Source organism: Deltaproteobacteria bacterium (assembly GCA_026129095.1).
Classification (GTDB): domain Bacteria; phylum JAGRBM01; class JAGRBM01; order JAGRBM01; family JAHCIT01; genus JAHCIT01.
In genome coordinates this window covers 62,292-77,105 of the sequence record JAHCIT010000007.1, presented here as the reverse complement: position 1 = coordinate 77,105, position 14,814 = coordinate 62,292, and the positions used below count along the sequence as shown (strand labels likewise).

The following is a 14,814-nucleotide window of genomic DNA, read 5'->3' as shown; positions in this document are numbered from 1 at the left end:
TCTTCCAATCAGGTTGTTTTCCACAGGGGAATGTCCAAAATGTTCCAAGTGGCCTTCTGGCAGGATTTATGGGAGTCCGGGTAACCGTAACGTGAGTGCGACCACCGACCAGATGTTGAAAACTCGCCCCGGGGCCCCAGCGGTGGTCGATGCCACGTTTCTGAACGAACTGGCCGAACCACCTGCTACTACCGGCATTAAACCTGAAGAGGGCCGGGTGAATCTGCTCGATTTTTCCCCCTCCGATCTGGAGGCGTATTTGACCCGGCTGGGCAAGGAAAAGTTCAGGGCCCGGCAGTTGATGCTCTGGATTTATGACCGGGGGATTACTGATTTTGGCCAGATGTCGAACCTTGCCAAGGGGTTTCGTGAGGGGCTGGCAGAACTGGCGGAAATCCGCATGCCGGAGGAAGCACGGCGCGAACAATCGGTGGACGGTACAACCAAGTTCCTGTTCCGGATGGACGACGGGGAGTTCATCGAATCGGTACTCATCCCCGAAGACGACCGGATGACACTGTGTGTCTCCTCCCAGGCGGGCTGTGCGATGGCTTGCGAATTCTGCCTGACGGCGCGGATGGGGCTTCGGCGGAACCTGAAAGTGTGGGAAATCCTTGGACAGGTGCTTCATGTCAAGCTTGCCATGAGAGAGCTGTTTCCCGAGCGGCGGCTTTCCAACATCGTGTTCATGGGCATGGGCGAGCCGCTCCAGAACCTGGAAAAGGTGGCCAAAGCCTGTGAGGTGCTGACCGATGATTTCGGCTTCAAGATATCGGCGCGCAAGGTGACGGTTTCGACCGTGGGCCTCGTCCCCCAGATTCGCAAGTTCGGCCAGATCACGAATGTAAATCTGGCCGTGTCGCTCAATGCGACCACCGACAAGGTTCGCGACCGGATCATGCCGATCAACCGGAAATGGCCGATCGCTAGGCTGATCGAGGCGCTCCGCGAAGTGCCGCTCGATGGCCGCCGGAAGATCACGATAGAATACGTCATGCTTAAGGGACTGAATGACACACTTGACGATGCCAGGCGGCTCGCCGCGCTGCTCGCAGATATTCCATGCAAGATCAACCTGTTGCCGTGGAATCCTTTTCCTGGTCCCGATCTTGAAACGCCAGAACCGGCACAGGTTCAGGAGTTCCAGAACTACCTGATCGCCCATCACATGAACGCCCGTGTCCGGACGCCGAGGGGGCGGGATATTTCGGCCGCTTGCGGCATGTTGAAGGGTATCGAAACGGGAAAAGTGAAGGTGCCGCGGTGAAAAGATACTGGTTACTGGTGCTGGCGGGGCTGGTGTTTCCTTCGTGTTCCAGACCGGCCGTGGATTCCCGTGTCGTGATTGAATTCGGGACATTCCGGAATCCCATGTGCGAACTGGATAATGTGCGCAGCGAATTCGCCATTGATGAACCCATGAGCATGGCAATTCGGCGTCCTTCCCCGTTCGGGAGCAGCGAGGTTCACAAGCTTTATCTCGCGGTGATCAGCGGGCCCGATGGACAGACAGCAAGGGAAGAAATCAACTCCACGACCATTGATGTGGACCCAAACCGTTCTGTTGTGTGCATAGCGGGGCCGAAGCTGACTCCCCGGCAGTTCGGGATACAGGGGCCCGGCCGTTACCAGATGGAGTTGTGGACCGGGGATGCCCGTGTCGCGTTCACCGAGTTCGTCGTGAAGGGGGCAGGTGGCGGTCAAGGCAGCGGGGGCTAGGAAACCATGGCCAGCCGCGCCAGGGCCGTGGCGGAGAATATCCCCGGCGACTTTTTCGTAGACTCGACCTGCATCAACTGCGACACCTGCCGGCAGCTTGCACCGGAAACCTTTGACGAGGTGGCTGACCATTCCTTCGTATGCATGCAGCCGTCGCGGGAAACGGACACCCGCGCTGCCACGCGGGCCATGCTGGCCTGTCCGACAGGTTCCATTGGCACACTGGGCAAGAACAAATCCCGCGAGGTGATCGGGGATTTCCCGCTCCCCATTGATGGACCGGTGTCTTACTGCGGATTTACTTCAAAAGATTCGTTTGGTGGCAGCAGCTATTTCATCCAGCACCCAAGGGGAAACTGGCTGGTGGACGCGCCGCGGTTTGTTCCCCATCTGGTCAAAAAGTTTGAGGAGGCGGGTGGTGTGCGTCACATCTTCCTGACCCATCGTGACGATGTGGCCGATGCCGGGAAATACGCACGTCAGTTCGGAGCGGAGCGCACCATCCATCATGATGATCTTTCAGCCCAGCCGGACGCCGAGCGGGTGCTGGAAGGAACTGCCGACGTTGATCTGGCCCCGGGATTTGTGGCCATTCCGGTGCCGGGGCACAGCAAAGGGCATCTCGCACTGCTGGTTGACGGCAAATACCTGTTTTCCGGCGATCATCTCTGGTGGAGCCGTGAACGCAATGGTCTTGGAGCATCGCCCGGCGTCGCCTGGTATTCCTGGGCCGAGCAGAAACGGTCGCTGAAGAAACTGCTGGACTATTCCTTTGAATGGGTACTGCCGGGGCATGGGGACAGGATGCAGTTGCCCGCATGCTCGATGCGCCGCCAGCTCGAGGATTTCCTGAAAACCATCTGAACGATGTGTCGAAAACAGAAACCCCGCCCGGGTTGCCGGGCGGGGTTTCGTTTTGGCCGTAAAGGTCAGGCTAGAACGTGGCGTTCAGGTTCAGGCCAAGAAGATGCGCGTGACCGTATTCCGCACCCTTCTTGCTGCCCCCAAACGGGTTTTCGACGTCATAGCGGTATTCACCGCGGACGAAGAGGCCGTCCGTTACCGTGTAGATCACGAATGGCGAAAGCCCCATACCCTTGAATGATCCCAGCGGGGCACCACCAAAAGTGGCCGGATCCACGCCAACTGCAGCAGCAAACTCCGGATCCAGGTAATTATACTCGGCTCGCAGACCGACTTCGACTGCATCTGTAGCTTTGAATCCAACGATTGCCATCGCACCGATCCACTGCTGGTCAGATCCGGATACAAAGTTGCGCGAATAAACCGTCTCGAATGCGATGGATGCCTTGTCGGCCGTGAAGGTGAGATCCAGGTTGAACAGATGCCACCAGTCGGTCTTCCGGGTTCCCGCCTGCGTGGATGGACTCGCCACCCAGGTCAGACCGGCGTACATATTCTCCTGGGTAATGCCGGCAAGAAAGCTGAACCCTTTGTCGACTCCACCATCATCGTTGGTGCCGAGGGCGTCGTTGAAGATCATCGCCTTGAAGAACGGCCCGGACTCAGGCTCGTAGGCCAGCATGGCGCCGGTGTAGTAGAATGGCAGGGAACCGGCGAACAGGTTCGACATGGTGATGTTTTTCCGGGCATTGGACCATACCGATTCGATTCCGATGGGTGCGATGTACCGGCCCATGTAGAAGTTCAGGTTCTCCGCGATATTGATACCGGCATATGCCTCTTCGACAGTCAGAGCAAAGGCCGTGCTACCGGTTTCATTGGGCCCAGCGGTTCCGGATCCGGCTTCCGCGAAGGACAATGTCGCTGCGGCGATGCCCTTGCCACCAAAGTCTTTCTGCATCTGCAGGAGGACTTCACCCGCCAGGAATGTCAGGTCGTTGTCACGACAGGTACTAGTGTTAGCACGGCATGGACGAAGCCCTGTAGGGCTCATCAGGTTGAGCCCACCTGACGAACCTGCCAGCAGCGGGTTCCCAATTCGGGTGCCGCCACGAAAGTTGGGGCTAGCCGTCGAATAAGCGGCGAGGGCATCGACATATCCGGTAAAGGTAAAGCCCCCAAGGCCTTCGCCTCCAGATACCGATGCGCTGTGCTGAGTGTGGCCGGCGGCGGCCATTGCGTCGCTATGAGATTTTGTCTCCTGGGCATGCACGGTAGCCGCGAGCGACAGGCACGCGGCGGTCAGGATCGTTAGGAATGTGTTTCTGTTCTTCATGTGTTTCCCTTTTGCCTCCTTCAGGCACGTTGGTTCAGGCTCTGTTACAAAACCGGTACCAACAGTTCGATAGCCCCCTGATGTCTATAACACTCTGAATTTATTGATGTAAATTAAATAGTGACGAAGTGGCTACTTGAAGAAGTGTCCCGGGCGTGCCTAAATCCGAGGCGTAGCCGGTCCAGTGTGGTCAGAAATCAAGCATTAGGAGGCAATGGGGAGGCCACAGACTGCTATATCCGGACCGGTTCTTTGAGTGTAGCGAACCAGTCAACAAATTGCTGGAGGCCGTCGCGGATGCCTGTCTTGGGTTCGTAACCGAGTAGCTTCCGGGCCCGGTCCACCGATGCCCATGAAGCCGGAATGTCCCAAGTCCGGGCTGGCTGGTGCTCGCGTATGGCTGTCACGTTCAGGGCCTTCTCCATGTCCGTGATCAGATCGTTCAATACGACCTGCCGGTTTTCGCCGAGATTGATGATCTCATAGCCGAGCGGCTTGTCGAGGGCTGCCACAAATCCGTCGACGAAGTCGCCGATAAAGGTGAAATCCCGCTTCTGGCTGCCATTGCCCCAGACCGGAATGGGCTTTCCTTCACGCATCCGCCAGGCGAACTTGTATATCACCATATCGGGCCGTCCACGCGGGCCATACACGCTGAACGGGCGGATGACCGTGAAGGGAATCCCGAAATTGAGCCAGTAGGTATAGGCCAGCAGTTCGCAGGCCCGTTTGGAGACACCGTAGGGCGAAATGGGACGGTCTACGGTATCCTCTTCCTCGAACGGCATTTTCGTCTGGTTGCCGTAAACTGAGGACGAGGAGGCCGCCACGCAAACATCCGGGCGGACCCGTCGGGCCAGCTCGAATACCTGAACCGTGCCCTGCACATTGATATCCATGCATTCGGCCGGGTTCAGGATCGAATTGGACACGCCGGGACGGGCGGCCAGATGGGCGATGGTATCGATCTTGGGCTGGCCGCGAATGGCGTCGTCGAGATCCTCGTGGCTTCGGATATCACCTGCGCAGAAGTGGAAGTCCCCGAGCCGCTCGAGTGTCTTGAGGTTTTCTTCCTTGACGATCCGCGGATAAAACGGGTCCAGATTGTCAAAACCGATCACGCGGTCGCCGCGCCTGAGCAGCCGCTCGCAGACATGGAACCCGATGAAACCGGCCGCGCCGGTGACGAAATGGTTTCTGGCCACGGTGGTTCCGATAGCATACCCGTCAGGCAATTGCCGCCGGGGTCGGGGCCGTCTCGCCGTTGACGGCCTTGTCGAGCGAACCATCCAGCCAGGCGCCAGCAATGAAGAACAGGCAACTCATGTATATCCAGGTGATGGTGATGAATATCGAGCCCAGCGATCCGTAGATCACGTTATAGTCGCGGAAGCGGCCGAGCAGGGCCTTGAATATCAGTGAACCCGAAAGCCAGCCGGCAGTAGCCATCAGTGTCCCGGCGGTAAACCATCGCCAGGGCCGGTCATTGGCAGTACCGACGGCATACAGGACCGACGCTGCCAGTGTCACCATCAGGATGACGACCGCATAACGTGTCACATGCCAGAGTGTCAGCGTGAGCTGGGGTGTATGAAGCTGGGAAGCGAGAAACTCCGTTATCCGCCAGCCGGAGAGCAGGATCAAGGGTGCCGCAGACATGAGCATTCCGAGAACTGCGGAAATGACGATGCGCTCAAACCAGGCCCGCAGATAGGAACGCTCGTCGGTGGTTCCGCGGGCGCGGTTGATGTTGGTTTCAAAGACAGCAACTCCACGTGCGGCGATCAGGATTGACCCAAGAGCCCCTACCCAGACAGTAGCTCCCGCATTCGTTGACAGCGTATTGACAAGGTTCTGCTTGAGAACGGGCACTGCCGGGCGGGGGACCAGACGGGCAAGCGTGTCGACGAGCACGGTTTCCATCCCCTCGGTGGGGAGAAGGCTGATGACGGTGAATACCAGCAGCGCGAACGGGAGCGAAGCCAGAACCATGAAGAATGCCAGTTTGCCTGATTCGCCCACCAGATCGTTGCGGTGCCCGGCGACCAGATAATCCTTCCAGAAGCCAGCCCGCCTGAGTGCTGCCCGGCGTTTTACATCAAATGAGACCAGCCTCATTCAGTGTTCGCCCTGATAGAAGCCGTCCAGCACTTCCCGGTACCGGGTTTCCACTTCCTTGCGCCTGACCTTGAGGGTCGAGGTAAGCAGGCCGTTGTCAACGGTAAACTCTTCGGGGACAACCATCCATTTTTTGACCTGTTCGTACTGGGCAAGCGACTGGTTCACCTTTTCGACGTGTGTGCCGATTTCGGCCAGCAGATCGGGGTGGCGGGCAAGTTCGGCTAGAGTGGGAGGCAGGTTCCGGGATTTCGCCCAGGCCGGAGCAGCTTCCGGGTCCAGGACGATAAGCGCACTCGGGAACTTGCGCCGGTCGCCGTGGTAGAGGGCCTGTCCCACCAGCGGATGGGATTTCAGAAGGTTCTCGATGCCCGCCGGGGCTATGTTCTTGCCGCCAGCGGTAATGATGATGTTTTTCTTGCGATCGGTGATCTTCAGAAAACCATCTGAATCCAGCTCACCGATGTCGCCCGTGCAGAGCCATCCGTCACGAAACGTTTCGGCTGTCGCTCCGGGCTCCTTGAAATATCCTTTGAATACCAGATCGCCCTTGATGAGGATTTCACCGTCCGGGGCAATCTGTATTTCGATGCCTGGTATGGCCTTCCCAACGGATCCAAACCGGTAGGCATCCGGAGTATTGGCGGTGCAAATGGCCGACGATTCGGTCAGTCCATAAACCTCCAGTGGCAAGAGGTCGAAAGCATGAAAAAACTCGAGCAGGTCGTAACTGATGGGAGCGGCTCCTGAGATCAGGAACCGGACCCGGCCGCCCAGCTTGTCCTTGAGCTTGCCGAGAACGAGAGCCTTGGCGACCCGGTGACGGATCGAGAGCCACAAGCCCGGCTTTCCCCGCCGCTGGATAACGCGACTGTGCTGGCGGCCCATATCCACGGCCCATTCGGCAAGCCGCCGTTTTTCCGGTGGCATCCGTTCCAGTCCCTCGACAAATTTCCCATGGATTTTCTCGAATATGCGCGGGACTGATCCAAAGAAGTCCGGTTTGGCGAGGCCGATATCTTCCACCAGTGTCTCCGGCGAACGGGCAAAGGTGACCGATGCCCCGGTATTCAGCCGGCCGTAGTGGCCCACTACGCGTTCGGCCACATGTGCCATTGGCAGGAAAGCGACTGTGTGATCGGTTCCCTTGATTGGCAGCATTTCGGGAATCCGGTCCACGAAGGCCCGGATATTCCGGTGCGTGAGCATCGCCCCCTTGGGCGGGCCGGTGGTTCCTGACGTGTAGACCAGGACAGCCAGATCGTCGGGTGATGCCTGGTTGGCCCGGTGCATCCAGGTTGTTGAGTCCCGGGCATTCATGTTCGCGCCCTTGCTGAGCACCGCTTCCAGCGGCATGAGCCGGGATTCGGCAGGATCGGTGACAGGATTGATGGCGATGATGTAACGGAGCTTGGTAAGCTCCCTGAGGATGGGCCTGATCCGGTCATAGAGTGCCTGGTTTTCGACAAACAGGCAGACGGAATCCGAATGATCGAGCTGATAGCGTACCTGTTCAGGAGTGAGGGTCGGATACAGGCCGACACTAACTCCTCCGGCGACCAGCGTTCCCAGATCAATGGCTGCCCAGTCGAAGCCGGTGGCCGCGAGGATATTCACTACTTCGCCGCGCTTGAGACCTGTCACCTCAAGGCCGAGACCGATCTCTGCCACCCGCCAGATAAATTCCGACCAGGTAAGAGAGATCCATTCCTTGCCGTTCCAGAAACGAATGGCGGGCTGCTCGCCCGACTTCGAGTGCCGTTCGATGATCAGTTCCGTAAGGGTTCCGGACATGGGCGTTAACGTATCAAATCCCGCTGGGCAGGGCCATACCTGTTTTGACGGGATAACAGTCAGGCTTTATGTAAATGTGCCATGAACCGGTTCCCCTCTCTTGGTTTCTTGATTGCGGCTTCCCTTTTCTTCGCCTGCCAGCCTCGCCCTGAGCCTTTAGCTTCGGGGGATGCTGCGGAGCATGGAGTTCCATCGCAGGGATTGGGCAGCAGCTACAATCCCGTGCCCCTTACGCAGGAAAGCCTCGATGCCGGGAAGAAAACGTATCAGCTTGCGTGCATGGCCTGCCACAGCGCCACTGGAGCACCTGGCCCGACGATCGCCATGCGGCCGACGGCTCCACACTTCAACCGGCCGGAGTGGAGCCGATCGAGATCCGACACGGAACTTTATCTCACGATCCAGATGGGCCGTCCCATGAAGGGGATGCCCTCTTGGAAGCATTTGCGGCCCCGGGAGACATGGTCGATCATCCACTTTATCCGCTCGTTGAGCGGCACGGCGGAGGAGTTCGCCCAGGCAGCGGAAAAGGCCGCGAATGCTACTAGCCAGGACAGTCCCGAAGGCGCTTCGACCCCCTGAATCACGTATCACAATGTTGTCAAAGCGGGGTCTGCACCAATCCGGTTGTTTCGGCTGTGCAGGGGGCGTTACGCTTTGCTACAGATGAACGAGTTGCTGATCGTTACTGCCGGTTTCGGACTGGTGCTCCTGATCCTGGGGACCGCGCTGTTCATCATTTCACGCGTGGGGCGGTTTGAAACCCGGATGCACGACCGGTTCGATCAGGTCCATCAGCAGGTTAGGGAATCCCTGAATCATACTGGTAGTTCAGTGGCGGCGGAAACCGGCACACGACCAGACGAACCGGGTGCCTTCCTGCGGCCACATCTGGCCAAGATGATGGAACGTTTGGACCAGCTGGAGCAGAAGCTGGATGAAACTGCCGGTTGGCAGACCCGTGCTGGCAGCATCGGGGTGAGCGCAGAATCCCGCCTGGCCGCTCCTGAACAGAACCGGCGCCGGTTGCGGGAAGAGTTCGAGGCTGGCATCACGCGTGTCACCTCGTATCCGGAAGAAATGACGCTGGCGCTTACCACCCGCTGCAACATCAATCCCCCATGCGGCATCTGCGAGCGGAACAAGCGAACTCAAAACGATGAATTCGACATGAGTCCGAACGTGCTGGTGAATCTCGTGCCGGTCTTCCGGCACCTGGACATCCTGTACCTTCATTGTGGGGGCGAGCCGACTTATGCGCGCTACTTTGATGACGTGCTAGGGCTGGTAGATCCTCCCACGAAAGTCCGGTTCAATACTCATGGCATCACGCTGGACGAACCACTGGCCCGGCGCCTCATCGAAGGCCGCCGTGTGGACTGCATCAATGTCAGTCTCGATGCTGCCCGCGCCGAAACACATGCGAAACTCCGGGGGCCCGGGTTCGCCAAGATTGTCGAAAACATAGGGAATCTTCAGCAGCTGAAGAAAAGCATGGGACGGAAGTATCCGACCCTCATAGTCAACATGTGTATTACGCGCGAGGCATTGCCTGAACTGCCCGAGTTTATTGATCTGGCCGCCCGGCTGGGTGTGGACGGTGTCGACCTGTTTCACATGAACCCCGGCCCCACCTTCGATTGGACTGCCAGCCGGGTGATGCCGGGCGGCGGCGAATATGTATTCGATTATGCAGCCCAGCTGAAAATTGATCCTGTCGAACATGATCGTTTGCTGACTGAGGCCTATCGCCGGGCCAAGCTTTACTCGCTGCCTGTCAATTTCGTGGGGCAGGGGTTTCTCTCAAAGCAGTTGACTGATGAACAGAAGGTAATCTCCGCCCATATGAACGAGCGCCACCAGCACCCGGAGAAATGCATGGTTCCGTGGTCCAGAGCGGTGGTGGCCGAGGATGGGCAGGTTCGTATGTGTTACTACCATGACGAACTGAGCGAATATATCGGGGACCTCTCGCGTGATCCATTCGAGACGGTGTGGAATTCACCAAAAGCGATCCAGGTCCGCCAGCAGATGCTGGACCGGGTATTTGCTGACCCGTGTCTCACTGCGCCGACTGTGTGTATTTTCCGGGGGCGCGTATGAGCCTGGCCACGATGATATTCATCGTTCTGGTTTCGCTCGCTGCCGCGGCAGCAGGAGCGGCACTGTGGGCGATCTCCCGGATCGGCAGGGCTGAAACACGTCTGAATGCCCGGTTGGATGGTGTCGAACAGCGGCTCGAAAGGTATCACACCACGACCGAGGGTATTCGCGATGATGTATTTGGCCAGCTTCGCCATGTTATGGGTCAGAATGACCTGATTGTCGGTCGGATCAGCCAGCTGGAAGAAGAGACTCTGCGGCACGTCACAAGATTCGAGGAAAACGTGGTAGCCCTGCAACGCACGATCAAGGATGTACGCAATGGGTTCCAGGAACCCCGTCTGGATAGGGCTGTTATGAACCGGATTCTTGAGCGCATTGAAGTGATTGAGCGGCGTCTCGACCCGGATGACCATTCTCCGGAACGATAGGGAAACAAATGGAGGCTGGATTTCTGCTGGGGGCGTCGGTTGGGGCCATGTCGGTTGTGGCAGCGGGAGCGGCATTGTGGGCGATCTCCCGTATCGGCCGGGCCGAGACGCGCCTTAACGCCCGGCTGGATGGGGTTGAGCAGCGGCTTGAAAAATATCACACCACTACCGAAGGAATCCGCGACGATGTGCTCGGCCAGCTCCGGCACGTCATGAACCAGAACGATCTTACGGCCCGTCACGTCGTCCGGTTCGAGGAAGACGCGCTGGAGCTTCAGCGTACGATCAAGGATATCCGTAATGTTTTTCAGGAACCTCGCCTTGATCGGGCCGTTATGACGCGGATTCTGGAGCGGATCGAAGCGCTGGAACGGCGGCTCGGCCCCGGTCCTGGCAACGGCTAATCTACCCGAAAGAGCCAGACCGGTCCCCATTTTTGTTCCACGCGGAGCCCTTCAGGCGGCGGATCGAGTGCGGCCTGAATCCGTTTCCATTCATTCAGTGGATACCGGTCTCCATGAACGACCAGCCAGCGTGCGCCACGTTCGCGGATACTGGAGAGGGTCGTGGTGTCTGGGAAATGGCCCAGTTGTTCAGCGAAACGCCGGTAAGACAGAGGCGCTTTTGAAGTGACACCATTGAGCCGGGGTATTCCATCAAGAAGCCAGTAAAACAGGTAGATGGTGTCATGGTTGAGATCAGGATCATCCACGAATCCTTGGCTGGCGGGAAGTTCCAGCAGTGGGGCTTTCCCGTGCGCCAGTATCCATTGGTACGGAAGCGGTACGGTGCCGAGTGCGATATCGGAGCAGCTTGGGCAGGCTTCTGCATGAATACGAATATCAGTCGTCCGGCCAGCAGGGTCAGGCCATGGTAGCCGGTGGGTAACCATGAGCAGTTGCCCGGTGGCCAAGAGTGTGGCGACTGTTTTGGCCCAGTCACGATGGGACAAGAACCTGTGCACGGCCATCGCCAGCAACATGCACAGGGCAAAGCCGCCGGCCAGCAATGTGCGCGCTGTGACACGCATCTGGGCAAAGCCCGGAACCACAAGATCAAGGAATGCAGCCGGTCCGGCTGCGACCGGCGCACCCGACACGAAAATCACTGGGCCCAATGCTGTGAGAAACGACAGTCCCATTATTGTGTTCAGTGTAAGAAGCTCACTGGCAGGACCGGTTGTCGCCGCAGCTGTTAGCCGCTTGCTAGTCCAGAGAATGCCGGTCCAGAAACAAAACGTCGCAATCCAGAACCAGATCGGGAGGCCAAACTGTGCAGACAGCTTCCAGTGTATCAGCACGGTCACAGATAATGCGATCAGGCAGGCTAGGGCTACGGCTGTTACTCGCAGCGTATGGCTGGTCGCTTGCCGGCTTGTCCGGTGTTGCCAGCACGCGATGGATGCAAATGCCGTCCAGAGAATAAGGAACGGTGAGAAGGCATCGTGGGAACTGGGCCAGCGAATGAAGTGACTGAACCCGGAGGCGAAGCAGTCGCCAATCCACGGGACGAAATTGGACAAATCGAGCCGGTAGAAGAACTGCTGGGAAAGGAGAAAGCCAAGGCCGAGCCTTGCAGGGTATGGCGCCAGTTGGCTGGCTGCGTTGGCATAAGCGAGCCCGCACCAGGCGACCGGGATGCAGGCGGCGCAAAATGCCGGGAAACGGCGGCGCAAATACGGGTCTGAAACTGCCCTGGTGCCGGCAAGCAGAAGGGCCGCCATGGCCAGCGTCATGCTTGCAAGGAACTGGACTACCAGAGATGCGGCGAGCCACCACGCTCCGCGGTGGTCGCCTCGCCGGTAACAGGTCAGACCCATCCAGGCGAGCGGCAGACCAAATCCGCCTCCATACCACATGGACCCCGGAAGATAGACCAGCCAGGCATCGTAATTCGCATAGAATATCGCCGCGATAATTGATGCTTCGGGGGAAAACCGCTCGTAGCGGAAGGCCGCATAGGCGGCGGCCATTGTTCCGTACAGCAGCAATGCAAGTGCCAGATTGAACGCAAGAAAATTGTTGGCGCCTGCAGTCCGCAGGGCTGTGTAAACCAGTCCCTGCACCACCGGGACTTCCGAGGTCAGGAGCATCCCCGGTTCAGGATAGTAGAAGTCGGGCGAGTGAAGCGGACCGGCACTGAGGGCGACCGACCGGTAGAACCATTCGAGAATGGCAATCTGGTGATTGTTGTCAATGCCGGTGACAAACCCGGATGCCGGATTGAAGCGAATCGCATGGGCAGTAAGCCCCAAGGCTGCCGCCAACAGCCAAGCCGACGGTGTTCGGAGTAGCCGGAACATCCCGACGATCAGGTCCATTCCGTACCTAATAACCGGAGGCGGTTATAAAGGCGACGGATCAGTTACCTCGCCCATTCCACAAATCGTCTGATTGCAATTTCGGTCTTGGCGTCGGTGACTTTTCCGGACCTGAGCCACTGGAGTCCGGTTTCCAGGGGAATCCAGTGTAGTGGGGCGTGGAGTTCGAGCGGATGGGCACCGTGCATTTGCGCTCCCGATTGAGGAAGACCCGTCACATCGCACTGGAAGATGTGGACTTCCTCGGAGAGGCCGCCGGGAGATGTGAAAACCGGTAACCCCATAGGCATAACCAGCGCCGGCTTTACCCGTATGCCTGCCTCTTCGAGAATTTCGGCGGCGGCCCGCTTTTTCAGATCTGTTTGTGTCTGGTCGCCCGGTTCCCTTGAGCCAGCCACAATTTCCAGAAGGAGCGGGGGATTGGGTCGGTTCTTCCTAACGCGCGGGGCGCGAAGCAGTATTGGCGGCCGGATGCATTCCTTGAGGAGAATTTCGGTCTGACCACGGCGGCCCCGGCGATAGATAAGAATCGCGACACCGTCGGTCCCCCGCCGGTGGACGCTTTCGCAATTATAACTTTTCGACCGCTTGCCGCCGCCGTAGTCGTTCACGAGGCGGTAGCCTTCCACGGTGAAAAAGGAACCGGGCCTTGTGAGCGGATGGGGTTTCCGTGCCACCCGGAGTTTTTGGAGCTTCATCGGGTTTCCGGGAACCACTTCCCGCCGTTCATGCGGACGCAGGATGGCCCTTCGGGATCCAGTTCGCCTTCATGTGGGCCATAGCCGGGGTGGCCCGGCAGCATGAGAATCATCTGGCCATTTTCCTGCGATACCTTGGGGAGCATGGTGGCGACGGGGCGGCGGCGGAGGCTTTCAATGGCCTCGCCGGGGTCACGGAACCTGGAGAGTCTCAGCAGTGTCGTGCAGGTGGGGGGTGCCAGCGTGATCTCTCCGGCGCGATAGCGGTCCACGGCCTCGGCTGGCTGCATCCAGACTCCTTCGGTGGTTTCCCGGCTGACCGATGTCGCCGTCTGGCCTTCAGGGATGGCAGCGGCGAAGAAGAATGTATCGAACCGTTTTTTTTCAATGGGTGGTGTGATCCAGTGGTCGAAAAAGGCCAGTCGATCAGTGTCGAGGCGGACATTTGTCTCGCGTACCCAGTCCAGGAACCGCATTTCGCTGGCGTTCAGTTTCTGCTGGACTGCCTCCAGTCCCGTCGGAGCCGGTCCGCCCAGAATCACTCCCGCTTCCTCCAGGGTTTCCCGTATGGAGGCGACAATGAGTGCCCGTGCGTCGGTTTCAGTGAGGCCGGGAACTTTTGTGGTGAGCGGGCTGACGGCTGCCGCCCCGATGACTTCAGTCCAGTCCGCAGCGCGGTCATCCTCATCCACCTTGCCGCCCGGAAATACATGCACCCCGCCCATGAAGCCGCTTTTGCCGTGCCGCTTCATCAGGAACACATCCATTCCCGGTCTCAGGAGAACCACTGTGGATGCAAACGGTATGGATTCAGGCATGGTTGTATCTCCTGGCCTCCCATGCCGAGTTGCGGGTAGGCCGGTTTTGGTGCCCGCCCATGGTAGCCAACGCCCATTGCCCGTGAAAATGGCCAGTGATACAAGGAGTTGAGGGAGAGTAACTCGCCGTTATGGACATGACGACCCTGTTGGTCCTGGTTGGAATTGTAGCGGTAGTGGCTGTTTTGGCAGTCATGTTCAGCCGCAAGTCGCATGATCTCGCCTCCGCCAGCCCGGAACGGCTTGCCACCCATGCGAAAGAGAAAGCCGATGCCTACGCCCGGGATCACGAAAAGGCGACAGGTGAAAAACTCGACTTCGGCCGGGCGACCCTGAAAGCGATCGACACCGTGCTGGAACGCAACTATGCCAAGAATACCCTTTCAGATCCGACAATTGAGGAAATGGGTTTCTACCTGGGCGAAGTGATCAGGCGGACCTTCGGCGGTGATTGGCGGTATAACGAGGGTTTCAAGGAACTCTGTATTGCCCATCCCCAGGAGGGCTTCATCTTTCCGGTGTCACAGATACGCCGTGCGCTGGAACAGAAAAGCACCGACCATGTGCAAAGCTATTTCGACTCCATCGCCGAACGGGTGAAGAGCTAGCCGGG

At 58.4% G+C, this 14,814-nt stretch carries 15 protein-coding genes; 8 read left to right on the top strand and 7 right to left on the bottom strand.

The window, feature by feature from the left end; all coding sequences use genetic code 11:
• Positions 1 to 112 precede the first annotated feature (112 nt).
• The 3 genes from rlmN to KIT79_11160 are packed head-to-tail and all read left to right on the top strand — an operon-like array spanning position 113 to position 2,583.
• On the top strand, positions 113 to 1,267 hold the full coding sequence (rlmN, locus tag KIT79_11170; GenBank protein ID MCW5829861.1) for a 23S rRNA (adenine(2503)-C(2))-methyltransferase RlmN: 1,155 nt from the start codon (positions 113 to 115) through the stop codon (positions 1,265 to 1,267).
• Complete coding sequence (locus tag KIT79_11165) at positions 1,264 to 1,719, top strand: hypothetical protein (GenBank protein ID MCW5829860.1); 456 nt, start codon at positions 1,264 to 1,266, stop codon at positions 1,717 to 1,719. Before rlmN ends, KIT79_11165 begins: the two co-directional genes overlap by 4 nt.
• A gap of 6 nt (positions 1,720 to 1,725) precedes the next feature.
• On the top strand, positions 1,726 to 2,583 hold the full coding sequence (locus KIT79_11160) for an MBL fold metallo-hydrolase (GenBank protein MCW5829859.1): 858 nt from the start codon (positions 1,726 to 1,728) through the stop codon (positions 2,581 to 2,583).
• 70 nt (positions 2,584 to 2,653) lie between these two features.
• On the opposite strand, the gene KIT79_11155 is transcribed toward KIT79_11160, so the two are convergent.
• From KIT79_11155 to KIT79_11140, 4 genes are all read right to left on the bottom strand, one after another.
• Positions 2,654 to 3,919: an outer membrane beta-barrel protein gene (locus KIT79_11155; GenBank protein ID MCW5829858.1), complete on the bottom strand. Its 1,266-nt coding sequence runs from the start codon at positions 3,917 to 3,919 to the stop codon at positions 2,654 to 2,656.
• Positions 3,920 to 4,152: 233 nt separating this feature from the next.
• Entirely contained in the window at positions 4,153 to 5,124 is a 972-nt protein-coding gene (locus KIT79_11150; protein ID MCW5829857.1) for an NAD-dependent epimerase/dehydratase family protein, read from the bottom strand.
• A gap of 22 nt (positions 5,125 to 5,146) precedes the next feature.
• Positions 5,147 to 6,037, bottom strand: a complete 891-nt coding sequence (locus KIT79_11145) for a YihY/virulence factor BrkB family protein (protein ID MCW5829856.1) — start codon at positions 6,035 to 6,037, stop codon at positions 5,147 to 5,149.
• On the bottom strand, positions 6,038 to 7,831 hold the full coding sequence (locus KIT79_11140; GenBank protein ID MCW5829855.1) for a long-chain fatty acid--CoA ligase: 1,794 nt from the start codon (positions 7,829 to 7,831) through the stop codon (positions 6,038 to 6,040).
• 222 nt (positions 7,832 to 8,053) lie between these two features.
• Here KIT79_11140 and KIT79_11135 point away from each other — a divergent pair, with 222 nt between their 5' ends.
• The 4 genes from KIT79_11135 (at position 8,054) to KIT79_11120 (ending at position 10,769) form a co-directional block, all read left to right on the top strand.
• On the top strand, positions 8,054 to 8,413 hold the full coding sequence (locus tag KIT79_11135) for a cytochrome c (protein ID MCW5829854.1): 360 nt from the start codon (positions 8,054 to 8,056) through the stop codon (positions 8,411 to 8,413).
• Between the two features lie 84 nt (positions 8,414 to 8,497).
• Complete coding sequence (locus KIT79_11130) at positions 8,498 to 9,934, top strand: SPASM domain-containing protein (protein MCW5829853.1); 1,437 nt, start codon at positions 8,498 to 8,500, stop codon at positions 9,932 to 9,934.
• Positions 9,931 to 10,365: a hypothetical protein gene (locus KIT79_11125; protein ID MCW5829852.1), complete on the top strand. Its 435-nt coding sequence runs from the start codon at positions 9,931 to 9,933 to the stop codon at positions 10,363 to 10,365. Before KIT79_11130 ends, KIT79_11125 begins: the two co-directional genes overlap by 4 nt.
• A gap of 8 nt (positions 10,366 to 10,373) precedes the next feature.
• Positions 10,374 to 10,769: a hypothetical protein gene (locus KIT79_11120; protein MCW5829851.1), complete on the top strand. Its 396-nt coding sequence runs from the start codon at positions 10,374 to 10,376 to the stop codon at positions 10,767 to 10,769.
• Here the strand turns inward: KIT79_11120 and KIT79_11115 are convergent.
• Genes KIT79_11115 through KIT79_11105 form a run of 3 tightly spaced genes read right to left on the bottom strand, consistent with a single transcriptional unit; the run spans position 10,766 to position 14,201 of the window.
• Positions 10,766 to 12,685 (bottom strand): hypothetical protein, encoded by a 1,920-nt coding sequence (locus KIT79_11115; protein MCW5829850.1) that lies wholly within the window; start codon positions 12,683 to 12,685, stop codon positions 10,766 to 10,768. The genes KIT79_11120 and KIT79_11115 overlap by 4 nt on opposite strands.
• A gap of 44 nt (positions 12,686 to 12,729) precedes the next feature.
• Complete coding sequence (locus KIT79_11110; protein MCW5829849.1) at positions 12,730 to 13,383, bottom strand: hypothetical protein; 654 nt, start codon at positions 13,381 to 13,383, stop codon at positions 12,730 to 12,732.
• Entirely contained in the window at positions 13,380 to 14,201 is an 822-nt protein-coding gene (locus KIT79_11105) for an NUDIX hydrolase (GenBank protein MCW5829848.1), read from the bottom strand. Before KIT79_11105 ends, KIT79_11110 begins: the two co-directional genes overlap by 4 nt.
• A gap of 176 nt (positions 14,202 to 14,377) precedes the next feature.
• On the opposite strand from KIT79_11105, the gene KIT79_11100 reads away from it, so the two are divergent.
• Positions 14,378 to 14,809, top strand: coding sequence for a hypothetical protein (locus KIT79_11100; protein MCW5829847.1), 432 nt, complete (start codon positions 14,378 to 14,380; stop codon positions 14,807 to 14,809).
• The last annotated feature ends 5 nt before the right edge of the window (positions 14,810 to 14,814 follow it).